22 protein-coding genes are annotated in these 16,868 nt (G+C 38.0%); 12 read left to right on the top strand and 10 right to left on the bottom strand.

The features are described from left to right. Positions 1 to 161: 161 nt before the first annotated feature. From ACZ5R4_RS12195 to ACZ5R4_RS12180, 4 genes are read left to right on the top strand one after another with little or no spacing between them, the layout of a single operon-like run. Positions 162 to 1,508 (top strand): phenylacetate--CoA ligase family protein, encoded by a 1,347-nt coding sequence (locus ACZ5R4_RS12195; protein ID WP_464367378.1) that lies wholly within the window; start codon positions 162 to 164, stop codon positions 1,506 to 1,508. A gap of 30 nt (positions 1,509 to 1,538) precedes the next feature. Next, a complete protein-coding gene (locus tag ACZ5R4_RS12190; protein WP_277678851.1) occupies positions 1,539 to 2,768 on the top strand; it encodes a phenylacetate--CoA ligase family protein in 1,230 nt (409 codons plus the stop codon). A gap of 38 nt (positions 2,769 to 2,806) precedes the next feature. Beyond that, positions 2,807 to 3,628, top strand: a complete 822-nt coding sequence (locus ACZ5R4_RS12185) for a bifunctional 3-deoxy-7-phosphoheptulonate synthase/chorismate mutase (protein WP_464367377.1) — start codon at positions 2,807 to 2,809, stop codon at positions 3,626 to 3,628. Next, on the top strand, positions 3,576 to 4,259 hold the full coding sequence (locus ACZ5R4_RS12180) for a 4-hydroxybenzoate synthetase (RefSeq protein ID WP_464367376.1): 684 nt from the start codon (positions 3,576 to 3,578) through the stop codon (positions 4,257 to 4,259). Before ACZ5R4_RS12185 ends, ACZ5R4_RS12180 begins: the two co-directional genes overlap by 53 nt. A gap of 75 nt (positions 4,260 to 4,334) precedes the next feature. Here the strand turns inward: ACZ5R4_RS12180 and ACZ5R4_RS12175 are convergent, their stop codons facing one another. Next, complete coding sequence (locus ACZ5R4_RS12175) at positions 4,335 to 4,619, bottom strand: hypothetical protein (protein ID WP_054860011.1); 285 nt, start codon at positions 4,617 to 4,619, stop codon at positions 4,335 to 4,337. 23 nt (positions 4,620 to 4,642) lie between these two features. Next, entirely contained in the window at positions 4,643 to 4,843 is a 201-nt protein-coding gene (locus ACZ5R4_RS12170) for a hypothetical protein (RefSeq protein ID WP_109983268.1), read from the bottom strand. A gap of 187 nt (positions 4,844 to 5,030) precedes the next feature. On the opposite strand from ACZ5R4_RS12170, the gene ACZ5R4_RS12165 reads away from it, so the two are divergent. Together ACZ5R4_RS12165 and ACZ5R4_RS12160 are read left to right on the top strand one after the other, a co-directional pair. Beyond that, positions 5,031 to 5,687, top strand: a complete 657-nt coding sequence (locus tag ACZ5R4_RS12165; RefSeq protein ID WP_054860012.1) for a hypothetical protein — start codon at positions 5,031 to 5,033, stop codon at positions 5,685 to 5,687. A 21-nt stretch (positions 5,688 to 5,708) separates the two neighbouring features. After that, positions 5,709 to 6,518, top strand: a complete 810-nt coding sequence (locus ACZ5R4_RS12160; protein WP_277678850.1) for a CPBP family intramembrane glutamic endopeptidase — start codon at positions 5,709 to 5,711, stop codon at positions 6,516 to 6,518. Positions 6,519 to 6,563: 45 nt separating this feature from the next. Here ACZ5R4_RS12160 and ACZ5R4_RS12155 read toward each other — a convergent pair whose 3' ends face one another. The 3 genes from ACZ5R4_RS12155 to ACZ5R4_RS12145 form a co-directional block, all read right to left on the bottom strand. Then, positions 6,564 to 6,974, bottom strand: coding sequence for a VOC family protein (locus ACZ5R4_RS12155; protein WP_464367375.1), 411 nt, complete (start codon positions 6,972 to 6,974; stop codon positions 6,564 to 6,566). A gap of 426 nt (positions 6,975 to 7,400) precedes the next feature. Further along, complete coding sequence (locus ACZ5R4_RS12150; protein ID WP_464367374.1) at positions 7,401 to 8,414, bottom strand: DUF3231 family protein; 1,014 nt, start codon at positions 8,412 to 8,414, stop codon at positions 7,401 to 7,403. Between the two features lie 63 nt (positions 8,415 to 8,477). Continuing rightward, positions 8,478 to 9,488: a DUF3231 family protein gene (locus ACZ5R4_RS12145; RefSeq protein ID WP_464367373.1), complete on the bottom strand. Its 1,011-nt coding sequence runs from the start codon at positions 9,486 to 9,488 to the stop codon at positions 8,478 to 8,480. Positions 9,489 to 9,956: 468 nt separating this feature from the next. Here ACZ5R4_RS12145 and ACZ5R4_RS12140 point away from each other — a divergent pair, with 468 nt between their 5' ends. Next, complete coding sequence (locus ACZ5R4_RS12140; RefSeq protein WP_054860018.1) at positions 9,957 to 10,556, top strand: TetR family transcriptional regulator; 600 nt, start codon at positions 9,957 to 9,959, stop codon at positions 10,554 to 10,556. Between the two features lie 22 nt (positions 10,557 to 10,578). On the opposite strand, the gene ACZ5R4_RS12135 is transcribed toward ACZ5R4_RS12140, so the two are convergent. The 5 genes from ACZ5R4_RS12135 to ACZ5R4_RS12115 form a co-directional block, all read right to left on the bottom strand. Further along, positions 10,579 to 10,938 (bottom strand): MmcQ/YjbR family DNA-binding protein, encoded by a 360-nt coding sequence (locus tag ACZ5R4_RS12135; RefSeq protein WP_109983261.1) that lies wholly within the window; start codon positions 10,936 to 10,938, stop codon positions 10,579 to 10,581. Positions 10,939 to 10,952: 14 nt separating this feature from the next. Then, a complete protein-coding gene (locus ACZ5R4_RS12130) occupies positions 10,953 to 11,801 on the bottom strand; it encodes a helix-turn-helix domain-containing protein (RefSeq protein WP_464367372.1) in 849 nt (282 codons plus the stop codon). Positions 11,802 to 11,871: 70 nt separating this feature from the next. After that, the gene (locus ACZ5R4_RS12125; RefSeq protein ID WP_054860021.1) at positions 11,872 to 12,234 is read right to left on the bottom strand and encodes a DoxX family protein; all 363 of its coding nucleotides are present in this window, start codon (positions 12,232 to 12,234) and stop codon (positions 11,872 to 11,874) included. A 63-nt stretch (positions 12,235 to 12,297) separates the two neighbouring features. Further along, positions 12,298 to 12,579 (bottom strand): hypothetical protein, encoded by a 282-nt coding sequence (locus ACZ5R4_RS12120; RefSeq protein WP_054860022.1) that lies wholly within the window; start codon positions 12,577 to 12,579, stop codon positions 12,298 to 12,300. Beyond that, entirely contained in the window at positions 12,579 to 13,244 is a 666-nt protein-coding gene (locus ACZ5R4_RS12115; RefSeq protein WP_464367371.1) for a hypothetical protein, read from the bottom strand. The genes ACZ5R4_RS12120 and ACZ5R4_RS12115 overlap by 1 nt, the downstream gene beginning before the upstream one ends. 241 nt (positions 13,245 to 13,485) lie before the next feature. Between ACZ5R4_RS12115 and ACZ5R4_RS12110 the strand changes: the two genes are divergently transcribed. The 5 genes from ACZ5R4_RS12110 (at position 13,486) to ACZ5R4_RS12090 (ending at position 16,805) form a co-directional block, all read left to right on the top strand. Next, positions 13,486 to 14,199: a class I SAM-dependent methyltransferase gene (locus tag ACZ5R4_RS12110; protein WP_109983258.1), complete on the top strand. Its 714-nt coding sequence runs from the start codon at positions 13,486 to 13,488 to the stop codon at positions 14,197 to 14,199. A gap of 31 nt (positions 14,200 to 14,230) precedes the next feature. Then, the gene (locus tag ACZ5R4_RS12105) at positions 14,231 to 14,596 is read left to right on the top strand and encodes a nuclear transport factor 2 family protein (RefSeq protein ID WP_464367370.1); all 366 of its coding nucleotides are present in this window, start codon (positions 14,231 to 14,233) and stop codon (positions 14,594 to 14,596) included. Between the two features lie 43 nt (positions 14,597 to 14,639). Further along, positions 14,640 to 15,143, top strand: a complete 504-nt coding sequence (locus ACZ5R4_RS12100; RefSeq protein WP_464367369.1) for an N-acetyltransferase family protein — start codon at positions 14,640 to 14,642, stop codon at positions 15,141 to 15,143. Between the two features lie 126 nt (positions 15,144 to 15,269). Further along, on the top strand, positions 15,270 to 15,674 hold the full coding sequence (locus tag ACZ5R4_RS12095; protein WP_347834858.1) for a hypothetical protein: 405 nt from the start codon (positions 15,270 to 15,272) through the stop codon (positions 15,672 to 15,674). Between the two features lie 375 nt (positions 15,675 to 16,049). Next, positions 16,050 to 16,805, top strand: a complete 756-nt coding sequence (locus tag ACZ5R4_RS12090; protein ID WP_464367368.1) for a class I SAM-dependent methyltransferase — start codon at positions 16,050 to 16,052, stop codon at positions 16,803 to 16,805. Positions 16,806 to 16,868 lie beyond the last annotated feature (63 nt).

The raw sequence follows: 16,868 nt of genomic DNA, 5'->3' as shown, positions 1-16,868 counted from the left end.
ATAGCAGTGATAGAAAACCAATGAGTATGTATGAAATCACTAAGGAAATTACCCTTAGACATTGGGTTGATTGTCATAGGGTATCTTTCTATGTATCTATGTGTTGGCTGTAAGTAGAGTGGAGATAAGCGTTAGAAAAGTAGACAGAATGGAGGAGAAAAATGGAGAATTTTCAAACACATAAGATGACGGTTTCTGTAGATAAACATTCATCCCATCTAGAGCAATTTAAAGATTTTTATAAAGAGCTAGATGATCAAGGGAAGACAATTGAAAACCTACCTCATGAAAAAATAGAGGAATATCAGCTCAAGGCTATCAATGCAACACTTGAGCATGTTTGGAACGAGAATGAATACTATCGTTCAAGGCTAGAAGAAGCGGGATTCACTGAACCTAAAATAGACCATTTGGAACAATTGGCAACCGTACCAATGCTGAAGAAGGACGCCATTCGGGGAGATAAAGAGAAAATCTTGTGTGTGGAACCAAAAGAAATAGGCCAAGTTCATCTTACGAGTGGTACATCTGGTAAACCCATTTATACGTCCTATACGTTGGCAGACCAATACGTATATGATTTGCTGCCAAAATACCTGGAGCTGTTCAAGGAAACAGAGGAAGATGTTGCGGCAATTGCACTTCCATATGAGTTTGCCCTACCAGGTCTTGGATTTCAACGATTATTCCAGTTTGCCTTCGGTACTGCGGTGCTTTCGTTAGGAAAAGGCGGTTACATGGCCCCAGTTGATAAGTCACTAGAATTAATGAAAGAATATCAAGCAACCGTGCTTACTACTACACCATCCTACGCCTCACTGCTTGCAGAAGAAAGCGAGAAGTACGGGATTGAGATCGGTAAGGATATTAAGCTCAAGAAAATTTGGCTGACAGGGGAAGGCTGTTCCTCTACCTTCCGTCAACGATTAGAAAAATGGTGGGGATGTGAGGTTTCGTTTTTCTATGGTTCCACCGAGTGTGGAGTAATCGGGGTAGAGTGTAGCAAGCATCAAGGATATCACGTGATGGAAGGCCATATTAAATTAGAAATTATTGATCCGGATTCTGGAGAAGTACTTCCTTATGGGCAAACAGGAGAGATTGTAGTCACAACCCTCTTACGTGAAGGAATGCCGATGGTGCGCTATCGATCCGGAGATCTAGGAAAATTACAAAAATCTCAATGTGATTGTGGAATTGCGCTGGATGTTCTCGAGCTCCGGGGAAGAATGGAGCACATGCTCCGCATAGGGGATGAGGATTATTCCCCATTTATGATCGAGCATTTCCTTATGGAGCTACCAGATGTAGGTTTATGGTACCACTTGAAGCTAAATAAAGGGGAATTAACGATCGAAGCGGAAAAATTCCGAACCGATCTAAGTGATAAAAAATTGGCGAAAAAGATACGAAAGCATATGAAAGATCGTATCGGGATCGATTGCAATGTCGTCATCAGAGATGATATACCTCGTACATTTGGTAAAGCGACGAGAGTATTTAATTAGACAAAGAATAAAAGAGAGAGGAGGTGGCATATGACCGACATGGAACAAGAGAGAGCACGGAAATTTCAGGAGATGTATAAACGAATTCAACCATCACCTCTGTATAAAAAGAAGCTAGCAGATAATCCCACAGGTGAGGTAGCGTTGGATCAGATCCAATCTCTTCCCTTAACTACAAAAAAGGATTTAAGAGAAGCAGGTATTTTTGGCCACCTTGCTGTCGGCAGAAAGGAAATTGCTCAATATCATGAATCAACAGGTACGACAGGAGTGCCCGCTGCCTCTTGGTTTACGAAAGAAGATATGCAGGTCGGTGGAAGACAACTAAAGGAGTGTGGGGTGCATTTGACAGCAGAGGATCTAGTGTTGATTCGCTTTCCCTACGCACTCGCACTCCCAGCTTTCTTAATGCAGCATGCAGCGTGGCAAACAGGGGCAGGGGTTGTTCCTGCTAGCGGACGAACAGTCGTTACACCTTATCCAAGAGTTTTAAGCTTGTTGAAGGATTTATCTGTTACCGTAATGGCGGGACTCCCGCGTGAGATGGAGCTGCTAGCCGAAGTGGCAAGACTAATAGGTGCCAATCCAAGTAAGGATTTTCCTGCTCTCCGTGCCATATGTGTGGCAGGTGAATTAATGGGGGATAATCGCAGACGGCATATCGAAAAGCTATGGAATGTGCCTGTATTTAATATGTATGGTTCCACTGAAACAGCTAATATTGCCACAATGTGTGAGTATGGCAACATGCATATTGTAGAAGAGGATTTTTTCGTAGAAGTACTAAATGAGGATGGGACAGATTCCGTAGCAAATGGAGAAAGGGGCTTTGCAACAATCACCACGTTATCGCATCAAGCATCTCCACTGTTACGTTATTTTAATGAGGATATTATATCTGTAGAACCAATTACCTGTAAATGTGGCCGCACCGGTGCGAAACTCGTTCATTATGGCAGGAGCAAGGAACGCATTTATTATCAAAATACTGTCCTAGATTCGAAGGATATTCAAGAAGCCGTATATTCATTGTCTCCTGCTCCGGATGCTTGGAAGGTCCTCGAGCAGGAAGCAGGATTACACGTTTTACTAGATTCTCATCATTCGGAGAATTGGGCAAAAGAGGAAATCTGTTCCTTCCTATCTTCTCAGCTTAAGGTGCCAGTCACGGTGGAAGTAACGGAAATGATGGATCGATCCGCTCTTATAGATAACACACCATCAACCAAGCCTGTCTATATTCAAAAACGAAATGATTAATGAATTATAGAGATCAATAGTTAGAAAGGGTGTTTACCTTGAGTTCTCAGTCAAAAAAGTCGCCACTTCTTGTAAGTCGTGACCATAAAAATGAGGATACCATCATTAAAGTGAAGCAAGCAGTTATTGGTGGTGACTCGCAAACACTTATTGCAGGACCTTGCTCGGTCGAATCAAAGGAGCAGCTAGAAACAGTTGGTTCCGCATTAAAAAAGGCGGGACTGACAGTGCTACGCGGGGGAGCGTTTAAACCGAGAACCTCTCCCTACAGTTTCCAAGGGCTTGGTGAAGATGGATTAAAGATAATGAAGGATGTTGCAGATGAAATGGGATTGGTGACGATTAGCGAAATTATGAGTCCTGATCAAATCGATGTTGCTTCTAAATATATCGACATCCTTCAAATAGGTGCTCGTAACATGCAGAATTTCGAATTGCTCAAAGCGGTTGGACAAACAAAAAAACCAGTGTTGCTAAAACGTGGCCTTTCCGCTACTTTAGAAGAGTTTATGCTAGCAGCAGAGTATCTTCTGCATCATGGAAATGACCAGGTAATGTTGATAGAACGTGGTATTCGTACCTTTGAGACGGCAACGCGCAATACGCTTGATATTTCTGCTGTTCCTATCTTAAAACAAGAAATCCACCTCCCTGTGCTAGTGGACGTCAGCCATTCGACTGGTCGAAAGGATATACTCCTACCTTGTGCAAAAGCAGCACTTGCTGCTGGGGCAGATGGAATAATGGTGGAAGTACACCCAGATCCAAAAAATGCTCTTTCAGACGGAAAGCAGCAGCTCACGATGGATGAGTTCCAAGCGTTCTGGGAAGGGGTTCGTGAATCCGGCTTGTACCAATAAAGAATGTTCTATTTCTGCCACTGATCCTGACACCATAGGTGACGGAGGTGAGAATATGGTAGACTCACAGTTTGAACGTAAGGCGTCCGACGTATTACAACGAATATTACTTGATCTACTTCTCGTGACGGATGGACGAACAACAGATTTGTTAGAGCTGATAATGAATGAGAAGGTGAGAGTGGAAGTGATTCGGCAAGAACAGATCACGGAAGACGCAAACATAATGGGTGAATTCTCAGGAGGGCCCTATTATGTAAGAGAGTCCGTCTTAATCGGTGAAAAGAGTGGCTTTGTCGTTTCACACAACATTGCCCTTATTTATTCAACGCATGTCCCCCCTGCTTTATTTGAAAACATTGCTCATCGGCAGCAAGGAATTGGTAAAGTGATGAGCTCACTTGGCATCCGTTCCCTTAGGGATGTTGCCGATTCCGGATTCATCATCGGAGAGGATGCAATAGATCTTTTTAAAAAGCCGATTAAGATCCGCTTTCCTGATCTACACCATCCCATACCTTACAAAAGGTACTTCATGTATTTTGGTCGTAAACCGGGGATTCAAATGCTTGAATATTACCATCCAGATCTCCTGGCACATCGTCTGCAGCAAGAGTTCAAGCAAGAATAAAGCGAAAGAGAATGACTGGCTCTTTAGGATGTGGGGCATCCTATTGTGTCAGTCCTTTACATAAGAGGAGTTTGCTTAATGACGTTTATTTTTATTAGACTTTTCTTTCATTGGATCGACTTCCTCTGCACCGAAATCGACCAATTGCTTTGCGGCAAATAATACACCTTTCTTAAAGGCCTCAAAGGATTTCCATACGATCTCTTCAAAGGGTTGATCACGATCTTCTACCGCTTTTTTGATGTCTTTCCCTGCAACGCTTGCGCCGTTCTTTACGGCTGTCTTATAGTTCTCGGTAAACATTCTAAATTTCATACGAATGAATCTTAGCATTTCTGTAAAAATTTTATTCTTCGACAATTTTATCGCCTCCTTAGGATACGTCAACGCTTGCGCACGATTCTTTTCGGGTTTTCGGAAGGGGGCTCTATTGTTTTGACGATTTCCTCCTCTTCTTCGTTCATCCACGATATAAGCAGTGCCACCATCACACCAACTACCAATACGAAAAACAACACACCACATAGGCTCATGCCTAGAATGAATAAGATTCGTTCACCGATTCTCATGCTATCTGTTTGCATTCTACTTCACCCTTGCTTTCTTAGACTAATTCAGTATATGTATACATACCCTAGATTTTCTAGGTAATAATCTATTATTCTATAAAATCCACTACAGTCTAAACAAGAATCATTTTATTTCATAAAATACATAGAGAGATAATCAACGAAATAAATGAATTCCAACTATAAAAGGAGGTTTTCAATCATGGATCAGAAGCAAGGGAAAACCCAATGTAATAAGAACGAGCAAGAAGGGCTTTTGACCGTTTCCAATCAGACAAATGACGAGGAATGGGATCAATTTATTCAACAAGAGATAGAGAAACAAACGACTTTGCTAGGAAAAGAAGACTCTAAAAAGGATTCCATACTTAATTCTATAGTTGAGAGAATTCCTGTAGAAAAGATGGTTAACTCTGCAACGGAGATGATTAAGGAAAAGGTAGAAGCGGAAATAAAGAGGAAAAAGAAAAAAAGGGAAGCGAACAAACAGGAAAAACCGTTGGAAACAGCAAAAGGTGAGGAAGTACAGGAACCGAAGAAAACCGTAGAACCAGCAAAAAGTGAGGAAGTACAGGAACCGAAGAAAACCGTAGAACCAGCAAAAAGTGAGGAAGTACAAGAACCGAAGAAAACTGTAGAATCAGTGAAAAGTGAGGAAGTGCAAGAGCCAAAGAAAAAAGTAAAACAAAGGAAAAGAAAGAAGACAAATTATCAACAAAAGACAGTAGATAAAATCATGAAATTAAAAAATGAGAAAAATAAACCAACAGAAGATACGCTACCGAAAGAGAAAAAGCAAGGCTATAAAAGTAGACGAAAGGAACGCAGAAGGGAATTATATAGAAGAATCTACGGCTAAGAAAAAGGAGCTATCCCATCAATGAATGATACACCTTTATTTCCAAACAGCACAGCGCGGTCTGTTTTATCCATGATCTTATTCGCGACACTTCTGATCTTCCTACAATTACACAACTATCTACTAATGATCGTTTGGGGAATAGGTGTAGGGTATAGCCTAATCAATAAAAAGATGAGACCCTTTATCGCGACAACACTCACCTTTGCTATTGGATTTTTTCTATATAGCTATGTAAATTCTTTATGGATCGCTGAAATAAATGCCCAGGAAATACGGATAATTTTTAATAGGCTGTCATTGCTTGTTCTCCTACTCCCATTCATAGTTTTATCTCTTATTGATAGACAGCGTTTCATGTATGGTTGGCTGAAGCCTCAATGGACGGAAGTCGTTCGAATACCATTTATATGGTATGGCTTCCGTCAAACAACCGTTAGTGTATTTCTCGTTGTTGCGATGATCATGAATTTTCTCATGTTTTTACCGTTTATTGTGCTCCATAGCGAGAAATTGGTTCAAGGTATTTGGGGTTTTCTGCTCCTTTTTTCTATCCTTAATGCATTGCTAGAGGAAATGATCTGGCGAGGTATTCTTCTTTATCGTTTTTCTACATTTTTTGGCAATCAATGGGCGGTATGGATAACGAGCATTGGATTTGGCCTACAGCATTATTCGTTAGGCTTCTCTTGGTGGGGCTGTCTGTTATTTAGCATCGGTGGCTATTTCTTTGGAGCTATTACGGTCCAATCGAAAAGTATCCTTCCAGCTGTAATCTGGCATATGCTATTCAATGCTATGATGGTCCTAAGTGGTATGATATTGGATTAGAAAAGAAGCGAGAGTGCACGGATAGTTTACTCTCGCTTGTTTGAATTATGCATTCCCTGATTGATCCATGTGGAATACTTCCCAAATATGCCCATCAAGATCCTGGAAACCGACCTGATACATATAGCCATAATCACGTGGCTCAGATGCATAGCTACCGCCAGCATCAATCGCCTTTTTAATGATGGCATCTACTTGTTCTCTGCTCTCAACCGCAAAGGACACTAAACACTCTGTTTGCTTTGTTGCATTCACGATTTCCTTATCGGTAAAATTTTGAAAATGTGCTTCTGTTAGTAGCATGGAGAAGGTGTTGTCATTGATGACCATAGAGGCAGCGTTTTCATCGGTGAACTGTGGATTAAACGAAAATCCAATTTGCTTGAAGAAGTTCATTGATTTTTCTAAGTCTTTAACAGGAAGGTTAATAAACGTCATGCTAGGGCTAAATGTCATTTTTTATCACTCCTTAAATTTTAATTTAACAAATGGTAAGTTAAAATAATGATAAAAGATAACTTACCTTATGTCAAGTAGTATTTAGTTAGACTAGGATTTGGCTCGTTTTATTTCTAGATTTATATACCGTTACAAAAACCCAAAATAAAAAATCCTAAAATATAGGATTTTTTGATCAAGCTCTGTTTTATATGTGATATTTGTTAGCATCCGACAAACACAGATAGAACATGAGCCATTGGTAGCTAGGCTGTTCAATGGCCATTTCTATATTACCCTGAAAACTAAAAATAATAATTTCTTAAAATTTCCCAGCACATTGATAAAAAGTTCTAATATAATCAATAAAGTCCCCTTTAAATATTTCCTATTGAGGAGTTGTCCCAATCCTAAAAGAGCGGTACTCCATAATTCATGATCTTTCTAATCCTTATTTCTTGCTAACTTGTCTCGATCAGCCGATTTCGGCGGGTGCTCCATCCAGCCGTTATCAATCATAATATTAGCCCCATCCTCGGCGTACTTTCCGATTTCAGAAGTTAGACGACCATAATGGGTCTGGATATCACGTCTTAAGGTTGTTGCCATACTTGTTCCGTAGTAACCCATTCCAATTGCAATCAAACCAGTCGTTAGGAACATCATCAGTTTGTCTGAAAATGGGGAAACAGTTGAATCTGTTACCTCCATATCCCATGACATTGGAACAGGTAAGTCATCTTCACGTAAAATGGAGCCAAATATTTCAACATGCTTCGCTGCAATTTCTTTACCTCTCACCATATATTGTCTCACCTTTTTTGAGCTAGCCACCTGGCTAAACCCTATTAGGGTTGATACACCTAATGCATTTCGCTGAATATTGTCATACAGATTCGTAACTTCTAAAGAAACTAATGGTCTACGATTACCAAACCATCCTGTAAGGAAACTTTGCTTATTCACAAATTCCACTTTATCTGGTGTTGGCAAATATGGTGGACGGATATAAAGTCCCTTATTTAATAATAAATCAGTCACCATCTTATGAAATTTTGTATATTCAGAAAGGCACTGAGAAAAGTACGTATGAATATCAGACCTTGCTGATAGTGCAACAGCCAGACTAAAAGAATTAATGCCTAATTTTCCCAACTGATGTAAATAGTATAGTATATAGCTATCTGAATATAATCGTGGAGCACCTACATTAACATCATTGTCGGTAAATCCTTGAGGAACAGGGTAGCTTTCATTATTAAAGAAGGCAGTTAGTTGTTCAATATGGGATTCTGATAGTTCTAAACCGTGTTGTACAAGGGCTTTAATATCCTGATCTTCAACGATTGATGAAAAATATTGAAAAAAACACTTTGAAATAGTGGCATTTTGATATGCTCCCCAAATTTGTGAAATTTCTGCTGCTGTTAACTTAATATTATTGTGTTGGGTGTCCAATATGATGACCTCCATTTTAATTGAAAATAGTTAATTTTGTGTAAAGCATCTTAACTTTATCATTCACTTTTTCTTCGCTAATTCATCACGATCACTTGCAATTGGGGGTTCCTCTAACCAGCCGTTATCAATAAGGATGTTCGCACCATCTTCCGAATATTTCAGAATTTCATGTATGAATCGATCATAGTGTGCTGTTAAATCACGCCTTAAACTAGTGGATATACTTGTACCGTAATATCCAATCCCCAATGCGATTAAGCCAGTGACGATAAATAACATTAAGCTGTCAGAGAATGGAGAGATTTTCGATTCTGTAACATAAGTATCTGAAGTCATTGGTACAGGAAGATTATCTTCCCGTAATATAGATCCGAATATCTCGTTATGCTTTGAGGCAATTTTTTTTCCTCGTATAAAGAATTGTCCAACCTTTTGTGATTTTGCTACTTGACTGAAACCAATCAAAGTAGCAGTCCCTAAATCATTACGTTGAAAATTAGCATAAAGATTAGTTATTTCCAATGATAGCAGTGGCCTTCTTTCACCAAACCAACCTGTAAGAAAATTTTGTTTCTTAACAAAATCTATTTTTACAGGATAGGGGATATATGGTGAGCGTACATAAAGCCCCTTCTCCAATAGAATTTTTTTAACCGTTGTGTCCATATCATTCACCTCGGCCAGACATTGCCCATAAAATTGGTCAATGTCTGAACGGACAGATAAAGACTTTGAAACGCTATACGCATTGAGTGATATCTGAGCCATCTGCTTCATGAACTGTAGCATATAATTGTCGGTAAACAAGCATGGAGCATTTACATTTAAATCTTGATCTTCTGAAAAGCCTTTTGGTAATGGGTAATTCTCTTTTGTGAAAATGGAAGTCAGTTTTTGGATATGAGTTTGAGATAACTGCAAGGCATGTTCTAAAATTGGACGAATATCCGCATCTTCAACGGTCTTCAAAAAATGCTTTAACACACATATAGAACCACTGTCATTTTGATAAGAAGCCCAAAGTTGGGAAAGTTCTGCAGAAGTTAGTTTTATGTTTTTTTCTGTTTCCACTGTTTTGACCTCCATTAAGTATTTAACTTTCCAATATTATTTGGACATATAGGATAAAATATTCATTTTTATTTTTTTAAATTTGCTATTATTGCTTACGTTTGGTATTAATGAATTAAAATTCCATTAACTCAGTAAGGGTAGGTGTGAATAGTTGATATGAAACGGGAAATTAAGATTTTCATTCTGTTTTCTATTGCTTATTTTGCTTTTTTGGTTATATTAGATTATATTCTTTCAGGCATGTTTAATTGGGGGAAAAATGCTATACGAGCAGTTTTTACTTTATTAATTGTAAAACTATTTATGTGGGGATTTAACTCGAATAATAAGAAATCCTAGTCGCTTTTCACTCTATTGAGTTTTCCTAATCATACATTTCTTTTCAGACTTAAGCATAGTTGACTTTTCACAAGTAGGTGATTATGATGGCATACATAAAGAGAAATTGGGTGGTGGATGACAACAATGGGTGAAATACGAAATGCGGAACGTACCCGAAAGAAAATATTGAAGGCTGCGAAGGAAGAGTTCTTCGAAAAGGGCTATAATGGTGCAAGAATCGAGTCGATTGCTAAAAGAGCGGGCGTGAAAAAGCAGCTTATTTATCATTATTTTAACGGAAAAGATGATCTGATTAACCAGATAATCGATCATTTCGTATCTGCAGTCCCTACAGGTAATTTAACCCTGCCGACAAAGCCTGAGGATATCGCGGCTTTCCGGTTAAAGGTGAATATCGATCATTTAAAAGATTTCCTGAAGTACACTGCTTGGGAGGCAGTGGAGAAGATGCCGAAGGATTCGAATGGGGATGAAACGAGAAAAAAGGTGCTACATTCCTATAATACGGACATGGTAAAAAAACAAGAGGAAGGACTAGTACCAAAAGAATTAGATCCTGCGCTTATTACCTTAATGATGTCTAGTCTTACTGTTTATCCGCTACTCTACGATAATGTCACCCAAATGATTACAGGACATACGCTAGAGGAACCAGAATTTCAGGAAAAGTGGGCAAAATTTCTTCAAGAAATAAGTGAAAGAATTTTTAGACAGGAGGAGTAAAGCTAGGGCGACTGTTATATAGTCACCCTGACTGGATCTCCTTCTGTTTTTTCTTTGGTAGTGATGGAAACACTAAGGAGTAAGATTCGTCAATAAGGTGTTGAATGAATTCAAATGTGATCTCTTGGTTCTCATAGCAGATGGAATTCCAATGGGTTTTGTTTAAGTAATATCCTGGATTAATTGCCTCATATTCAATTCGAAGTGTCTCGGACTTTTCAGGATCCCCTTTTAAGGAGATGATGGACCGCTTCTCTTTGTCCTTGCCAATTATTGCAAACATTTTTCCCCCGACTGTATAGTTCCAGGCATTCCAGTCCTTGATAAATTTCTCCTGGCAGCCTGTTTGTGCTTTGCAGTATTCTCTTAACCTTTCCTTCATACTATCACCCCTTTCTAGATTTTACACGGAAATTTATGTGCATCATTGTAAAAATCCGACATGTTTTCTTTAAAGGTGCTAGGGGTTAAGCCAATCATTTTGTGAAAGGTAGAGATCATGTGAGATTCATCAAAAAAACCTGAGGCATTGGTTAGCGAAGAGAGGGGGAGATCTTGCTTCCTTTTTAATCGATGAATCGTTTGATTGAACTGGACAATGGATGCATATTTTTTTACATTGATGCCTACATGCTGTTGAAAACTTCTCTGTAGCTGACGTTCACTAATATAGTGCTTGTGCGCAACCTCTTTTACTCGAACTGACCCTTCATGCTGTAGAATATATTCCATACTGGATAGAATAAGCGGATTTAAATTGGAATGGTGATCATGTAGCTGGAGGAATAAATGATTCATTCTGGAAGCAAATGAGCTTAAACAGGTGGTGGATCGTAAGGCTTCCATTATCCTCACCGAAAGCTTCTTGTTGATATCTTCAAGATTCACGACTTTGTCCCTTAATTCAGCAAGGTCCATGCCGGTAAATGCCCGTAAGCCGCCTGGTAAAAACTCTACAAAAAAATAAGTGCGGTCAGCCAAGCTATTTTCTACCTTTTTCACTTCTGTTGTTGGTCCCCAAAGCAAGCCCTGCATCCGGTCCTCGTAGCAAGTGAAGACGATACAGCCACTTGCGTCGGGAATAATAGACAAGGTTGTCGTTATAACACTGTGATAAGGATTTGGCTTCATATAAAAGACATAACAGGAGATATATCTTTGTAGCAATGGATGGGGAGATAGGAACAGCCTTTGCCTATTATCTAGCTTTTCTTTCACCTCTTGGATCAAATCAGCATTCATCATAACGGACCCTCTTTTTCTACTTGTATTCTAACTCTAATATAGTAAAATTTTGTGAGGATCACAACAAAAGCTAATATTCATTTTTCCAAAGAATGTAGAGAAGAATAAACATAACAATATCTAATCTCGCTTCAAAGAGAAAGGAAAAGACGCCAGTTGGTAGAATGGGTATTTTTGTAAGAATAATGGCGGTGACGATAATGATTAGTAATGGAATGGTGGCTCTTTTTACATAATAATTTGCTAATATTAAACCACCAGCTATTAATTCTGTTATTCCTACAATCCAGACGGTTATTTCCGGAAAAGGAATTCCAAAGCTTATAAACGCACTGGTAAAGTCAGCAATGGCTAGCTTCATAATGGCAGAGACAATAAAGACAAAACCAACCATATATCTAATCAGCTGATGAGAGGATAGTTTATTTGGCATAAAAGCCCTCCTTAACTAGTCGTTATTCTAAATATATGCTAGAAGGGAGACAAGCTATGCCAATTAATTTGCTAATTTCCCCATACAATATCGAATCGATTTTCCGATGTGATAAGAAGCAATGAAAAGAAGAATAGAAACACCTAATGACAAAGGGATGCTGAACATAATCGGAAGCTCCACACTTGGCCATATGCTCATTTTGATCTGCTCAAAGCCAAATGTTCGAAATAAACCAGCAAGAATAATAAGAATCGCACTGACTAAGAGTCCTGCATAAAGAACCGATAGCACTGGAATGGAGAGTAGTAACCAAAAGCGTACGAACCATCTTAGTACTATCACTATTTCTCCCTCCTTATGACTTGGTGAACTTCTGATTTTGGTGAAATCCGATAATCTTCTGTGTAATATAACGTGTGAATACTACAATTTTTATCGATGATGACAGTGTCTCCTTCCACGATATCTGCATGAGTGTAGGAAAGGTACAGCTGTTGCCCTTTTATATATTCGCAAAGGAGTCTTTTTTTCAATAAGGAGAGCGATTTTTGGTCCTTTGATATCTGTGCTTTTTCTGTGACCAATCGTTCGATTTTGCTTTCACTTGATAGCTTTAATAGACATTGCTTTGCATGGATTTCCTTTCCGTGAATCATGCCTATAGCGCTTAAATCCTCTGTCTTGAGCAAGTACTTGATGGTTAAATTCCCTGAACTGACTACAGATGTTATGTGGCCGGTATCTAGCTTTAAGCTTCCATTATTCAACAACTGCTTGGCTTGACAGCAGTCTTCTATGACACAAGCTCCCCAACTGTGTAGCTCCTCTACAGTAACCTGAGAGCGAAATAAACCATAACCATGGGTTGAAATGCGGTTTAAGTGAACAGCTGAAAGGATCGAAACAGACCCGCGTATTTTTAATACATCATACTCTTCTGGTAATTCGAGATTAGATCCACTTGTATAGGTTATGCTACGTAATTTGGCACTTCTCGCACTTTTCATCTACGGGCAATCTCCTTGTTTAATTAATATATATTTTAATAATTGAAATATATACTCATTAAAATATAGTTTATTTACTTTGTCAAGCGGGCTTTGATAACAGATATTTTAAGAGCTAATCAACATGGAGGTGAATTATATAATGGAAACATATAGTATAATTGAAGGGATACTTGTTTCGTTAGCGACGCTGGTTAGGGGGGGAAGAAGAGCAGCATAAAAAAATGAAGGAGGGAATGAAATGAGTAATACTACAAGAGACATTTATAATAAGTTAGCCTCTACCTATCAGAACGATATTGACGAGGGCAGTCCTTATAACGCTTATTATGAACGCCCAGCTATGATAGCAGCTTTGCCCTCTGCATTAAAGGGAAAAAGGGTGCTTGACGCTGGTTGTTCTGCTGGATGGTTTTCTTCGCAATTATGGCAACGTAAAGCGATAGTCACTGGTGTAGATATAAGTCCTGAAATGGTGAAGGCAGCGAATCGACGTTTGAGGGGGGAAGGGACATTTCTTTGTCACGATCTTCAAGAACCTGTTCCGTTTAAGGATGATTCCTTTGATGTGATTGTAAGCTCGCTCACGCTTCATTATCTAAAGGATTGGACTTCCACATTTCAAGAATTTAACCGTATTCTAAAAGCAGGCGGAACCTTTTTATTTTCCGTTCATCACCCATTTATGGACTTTACAAGATTTGATTGTGAGGATTACTTTAATACCCAATTATTATCAGATACCTGGAATAAACCTAATATTACAATTGATGTCAGCTTTTACAGAAGACCTCTAAATAGCATCGTAAATGAAACCATTCAAATTTTCGATCTCGATAAGTTGATTGAACCTAAACCACAAGAGAGAATGAAAATGGCAAATGAAGAATCTTATGACTATCTCATGACAAACCCTCACTTCCTTATAATAAAAGCTACATCAAAAAAGGTATGAACATTTTTGGTACCAAAGGAGTGTTGCAAAAATGACAATGGATAAAGATGCTCTTGGCAGAACGTTACTAGAATTGGAGCAAAGTCATTTAAAACAGGAAAATCGGACATCTAGTGAGTTTTTTGAAAAATTATTGGCAGATGACTTTTTTGAGTTCGGAAGTTCGGGGAAAGTCTTTTATAAAAAGGATTGTGTGGAAGCGGGAGGTGTTGGAGCTCGAGACTTGTCTCTTTACGATTTCGAAATTCATCCCTTATCTTCAGAGGCGGTGCTAACTACCTATCGAGTGAAAGACCTAACACAAAAAAAAGACACATTACGAAGCACCGTTTGGAAATTTATCGAAGGTAGGTGGCAAATATTCTTTCATCAGGGGACGATAGTCAAATCTACCTAAATGGGCTGTATACTTTAATACAATGGAAAAGAGGATAAGTAGGATGAATATTCGTGTATTAAATGAAGCTGATGCGCTTCTCTATCAAGAATTACGATTGAATGCTTTGAAGACCGATCCTGGGGCATTTGCTTCAACATATGAGAGAGAAGTGCAATTTTCAATCGAAACAGTCATAGACAGAGTAAAACCATTAAAGGACAAATTTGTTTTAGGCGCTTTTAATCAAAAAGGTTCATTATGTGGAATGGTTACTTTTGTACGAGAAGCTAATGAAAAAATGGCTCATAAAGGAAATGTTTTCGGTATGTATGTGGACGTAGTAGTCAGGAGACAAGGAATTGGAAAATCACTTCTTCTTGAACTTATAAAAACCGTAAAAAAGTGTGAGGGAGTAGAACAAATACATTTAACAGTTGTGTCTAATCATCAATCTGCCAAGAAACTATATGAATCGATCGGGTTTAAGGTCTATGGAACCGAGCGAAATGCAATAAAATTTAACGGGCAATACTATGATGAGGACTTAATGGTGTATTTTATATAAGTTATTTCAACTAGACGATCATCAAATGAGCGTCTCTTATCTTGGCATAAATCTAAAATGAAATAATGGAATATTATGCTAATATAGAGTGAGTGGACAACGGGCAGTTATGTTTAATAAGACAATATGAAATTTGTTTTATTGGGGGCTTTAATGTTGCTAAGGAAATTTTTAGGATCTGTTTTAACCACTTTGTTAACTGGATTATTTTTTAACTTTTATTTTGCAATAATGGATAACTACGATAAGTTTTTTGCTGCACTTGGTATTCTTCTTCTGGGTGCAGCTCCATTTATATTTTTTATTGGCTTGCCAGTATCTATCTTATCTGATTATGTAACAAAGAATTTATACGGCAAACAAAGATATAAAAAGGCACTGTTGATTCATCTTATTTTTGGTCTTATTGTTGGATTAGTTCTTTCTTTCTTTTTTGAACATCTATTTATTGTTGTAATAACATTAATAGCCGCATTTCTTTTCTGGTTAGTTGATGAAATTTTGAGAAAGACAATTAAGGAGAATAAATAATACTTGTTCAACAAACTGGTGCTTTAATTGAACAAGTATTTATTTTTGTTTGATTTAGGCAAGAAAAGGGTCCTAATCATTTTTGATGATCTTTTATAATTTTAATTGGGACAATATGTTAGAATTTAAGAGTTAACCCTTAGTTAACGGAGCAATTTAATGTAAAAACTTTTACACAGAAATGAAAGCGTTATCATATGAGTTTTCTTGTTTAAAAGATTATTTATTAGGGGGAGGAGAATGATGGGTTCAAGAATAATGCATTCCATTATTGGTGATAAAATCGCAGAAGCTTTATCCATGAGAAGGAATTCATAATAATGAAGAAGAATTAATACAAGTAGAAATGGAAAATAAAAGGAGATAGTCGTTTTTATGAAATCAATAGATAAATTCACAGACAAAGCGGAAGTATATGCAAAATATCGCCCCAGCTATCCCTCTGTATATATTGAATATTTAATTTCTGAAGCTGATTTAAATGAGAATTGTATGATAGCAGATATTGGCTCGGGGACTGGAATATTAAGTAGGCAGCTTCTTGATAAAGGATTTACTGTTATCGGGGTAGAACCAAATGATGATATGAGAACACTAGCGGAACAAACTTTAAAGCCTGATTCCCATTTTATTTCGGTTGATGCCGTGGCTGAAAAAACGACCTTAAATGATAGTAGTCTAGATTTAATAACAGTAGCACAGGCATTTCACTGGTTCGATATCGAGCAGTTTAGATTAGAATGTCAACGGATTTTGAAACAGGATGCGAACGTGAATCTTGTATGGAATAGTCGGGATGGTGCAAGTGATATAAACAAGGAAAGTGCTGATATTTGCCAAAGGTACTGCCCAAATTTTAAAGGTTTTAGTGGAGGTATAGAGGAAACTCCGATTCCATTTCAGGATTTCTTTAGAGATGGAAAGTATGATTTCAAAAATTTTCGAAATGACTTGCAACTAAATTTAATTGGATTTTTAGGCAGGTATTTATCGGCCTCCTATTCCCCAAAAAAGACTGATAAGGAGTATAATCCCTTTATTTCCGCATTATCTAATTTATTTGAAAAGTATAGCAACAATGGGAATATAGTCATTCCTAATATTACAAGAAGCTATTTGGGTCAAGTGTAATTGAGAATTCACTTGTGAGAAGGGACCTGTTTGATTGTAAATAATGTAATCAATTATTAAATA

This window comes from Gracilibacillus sp. JCM 18860 (genome assembly GCF_055395245.1).
This window is presented reverse-complemented; position numbering and strand designations above follow the sequence as displayed.

Bases quoted from the DNA above. Each gene is read 5' to 3' on its own strand.
- ACZ5R4_RS12125 (WP_054860021.1), bottom strand. From the start codon at position 12,234: ATGCCAAATAAACTATCCTCTCATCAGCTGATTAGATATATGGTTGGT.
- ACZ5R4_RS12165 (WP_054860012.1), top strand. From the start codon at position 5,031: ATGGATCAGAAGCAAGGGAAAACCCAATGTAATAAGAACGAGCAAGAA.
- ACZ5R4_RS12130 (WP_464367372.1), bottom strand. From the start codon at position 11,801: ATGATGAATGCTGATTTGATCCAAGAGGTGAAAGAAAAGCTAGATAAT.
- ACZ5R4_RS12160 (WP_277678850.1), top strand. From the start codon at position 5,709: ATGAATGATACACCTTTATTTCCAAACAGCACAGCGCGGTCTGTTTTA.
- ACZ5R4_RS12190 (WP_277678851.1), top strand. From the start codon at position 1,539: ATGACCGACATGGAACAAGAGAGAGCACGGAAATTTCAGGAGATGTAT.
- ACZ5R4_RS12095 (WP_347834858.1), top strand. From the start codon at position 15,270: ATGAAATTTGTTTTATTGGGGGCTTTAATGTTGCTAAGGAAATTTTTA.
- ACZ5R4_RS12100 (WP_464367369.1), top strand. From the start codon at position 14,640: ATGAATATTCGTGTATTAAATGAAGCTGATGCGCTTCTCTATCAAGAA.
- ACZ5R4_RS12110 (WP_109983258.1), top strand. From the start codon at position 13,486: ATGAGTAATACTACAAGAGACATTTATAATAAGTTAGCCTCTACCTAT.
- ACZ5R4_RS12105 (WP_464367370.1), top strand. From the start codon at position 14,231: ATGACAATGGATAAAGATGCTCTTGGCAGAACGTTACTAGAATTGGAG.
- ACZ5R4_RS12115 (WP_464367371.1), bottom strand. From the start codon at position 13,244: ATGAAAAGTGCGAGAAGTGCCAAATTACGTAGCATAACCTATACAAGT.
- ACZ5R4_RS12180 (WP_464367376.1), top strand. From the start codon at position 3,576: ATGAGTTCCAAGCGTTCTGGGAAGGGGTTCGTGAATCCGGCTTGTACC.
- ACZ5R4_RS12135 (WP_109983261.1), bottom strand. From the start codon at position 10,938: ATGAAGGAAAGGTTAAGAGAATACTGCAAAGCACAAACAGGCTGCCAG.
- ACZ5R4_RS12170 (WP_109983268.1), bottom strand. From the start codon at position 4,843: ATGCAAACAGATAGCATGAGAATCGGTGAACGAATCTTATTCATTCTA.
- ACZ5R4_RS12155 (WP_464367375.1), bottom strand. From the start codon at position 6,974: ATGACATTTAGCCCTAGCATGACGTTTATTAACCTTCCTGTTAAAGAC.
- ACZ5R4_RS12090 (WP_464367368.1), top strand. From the start codon at position 16,050: ATGAAATCAATAGATAAATTCACAGACAAAGCGGAAGTATATGCAAAA.
- ACZ5R4_RS12140 (WP_054860018.1), top strand. From the start codon at position 9,957: ATGGGTGAAATACGAAATGCGGAACGTACCCGAAAGAAAATATTGAAG.
- ACZ5R4_RS12195 (WP_464367378.1), top strand. From the start codon at position 162: ATGGAGAATTTTCAAACACATAAGATGACGGTTTCTGTAGATAAACAT.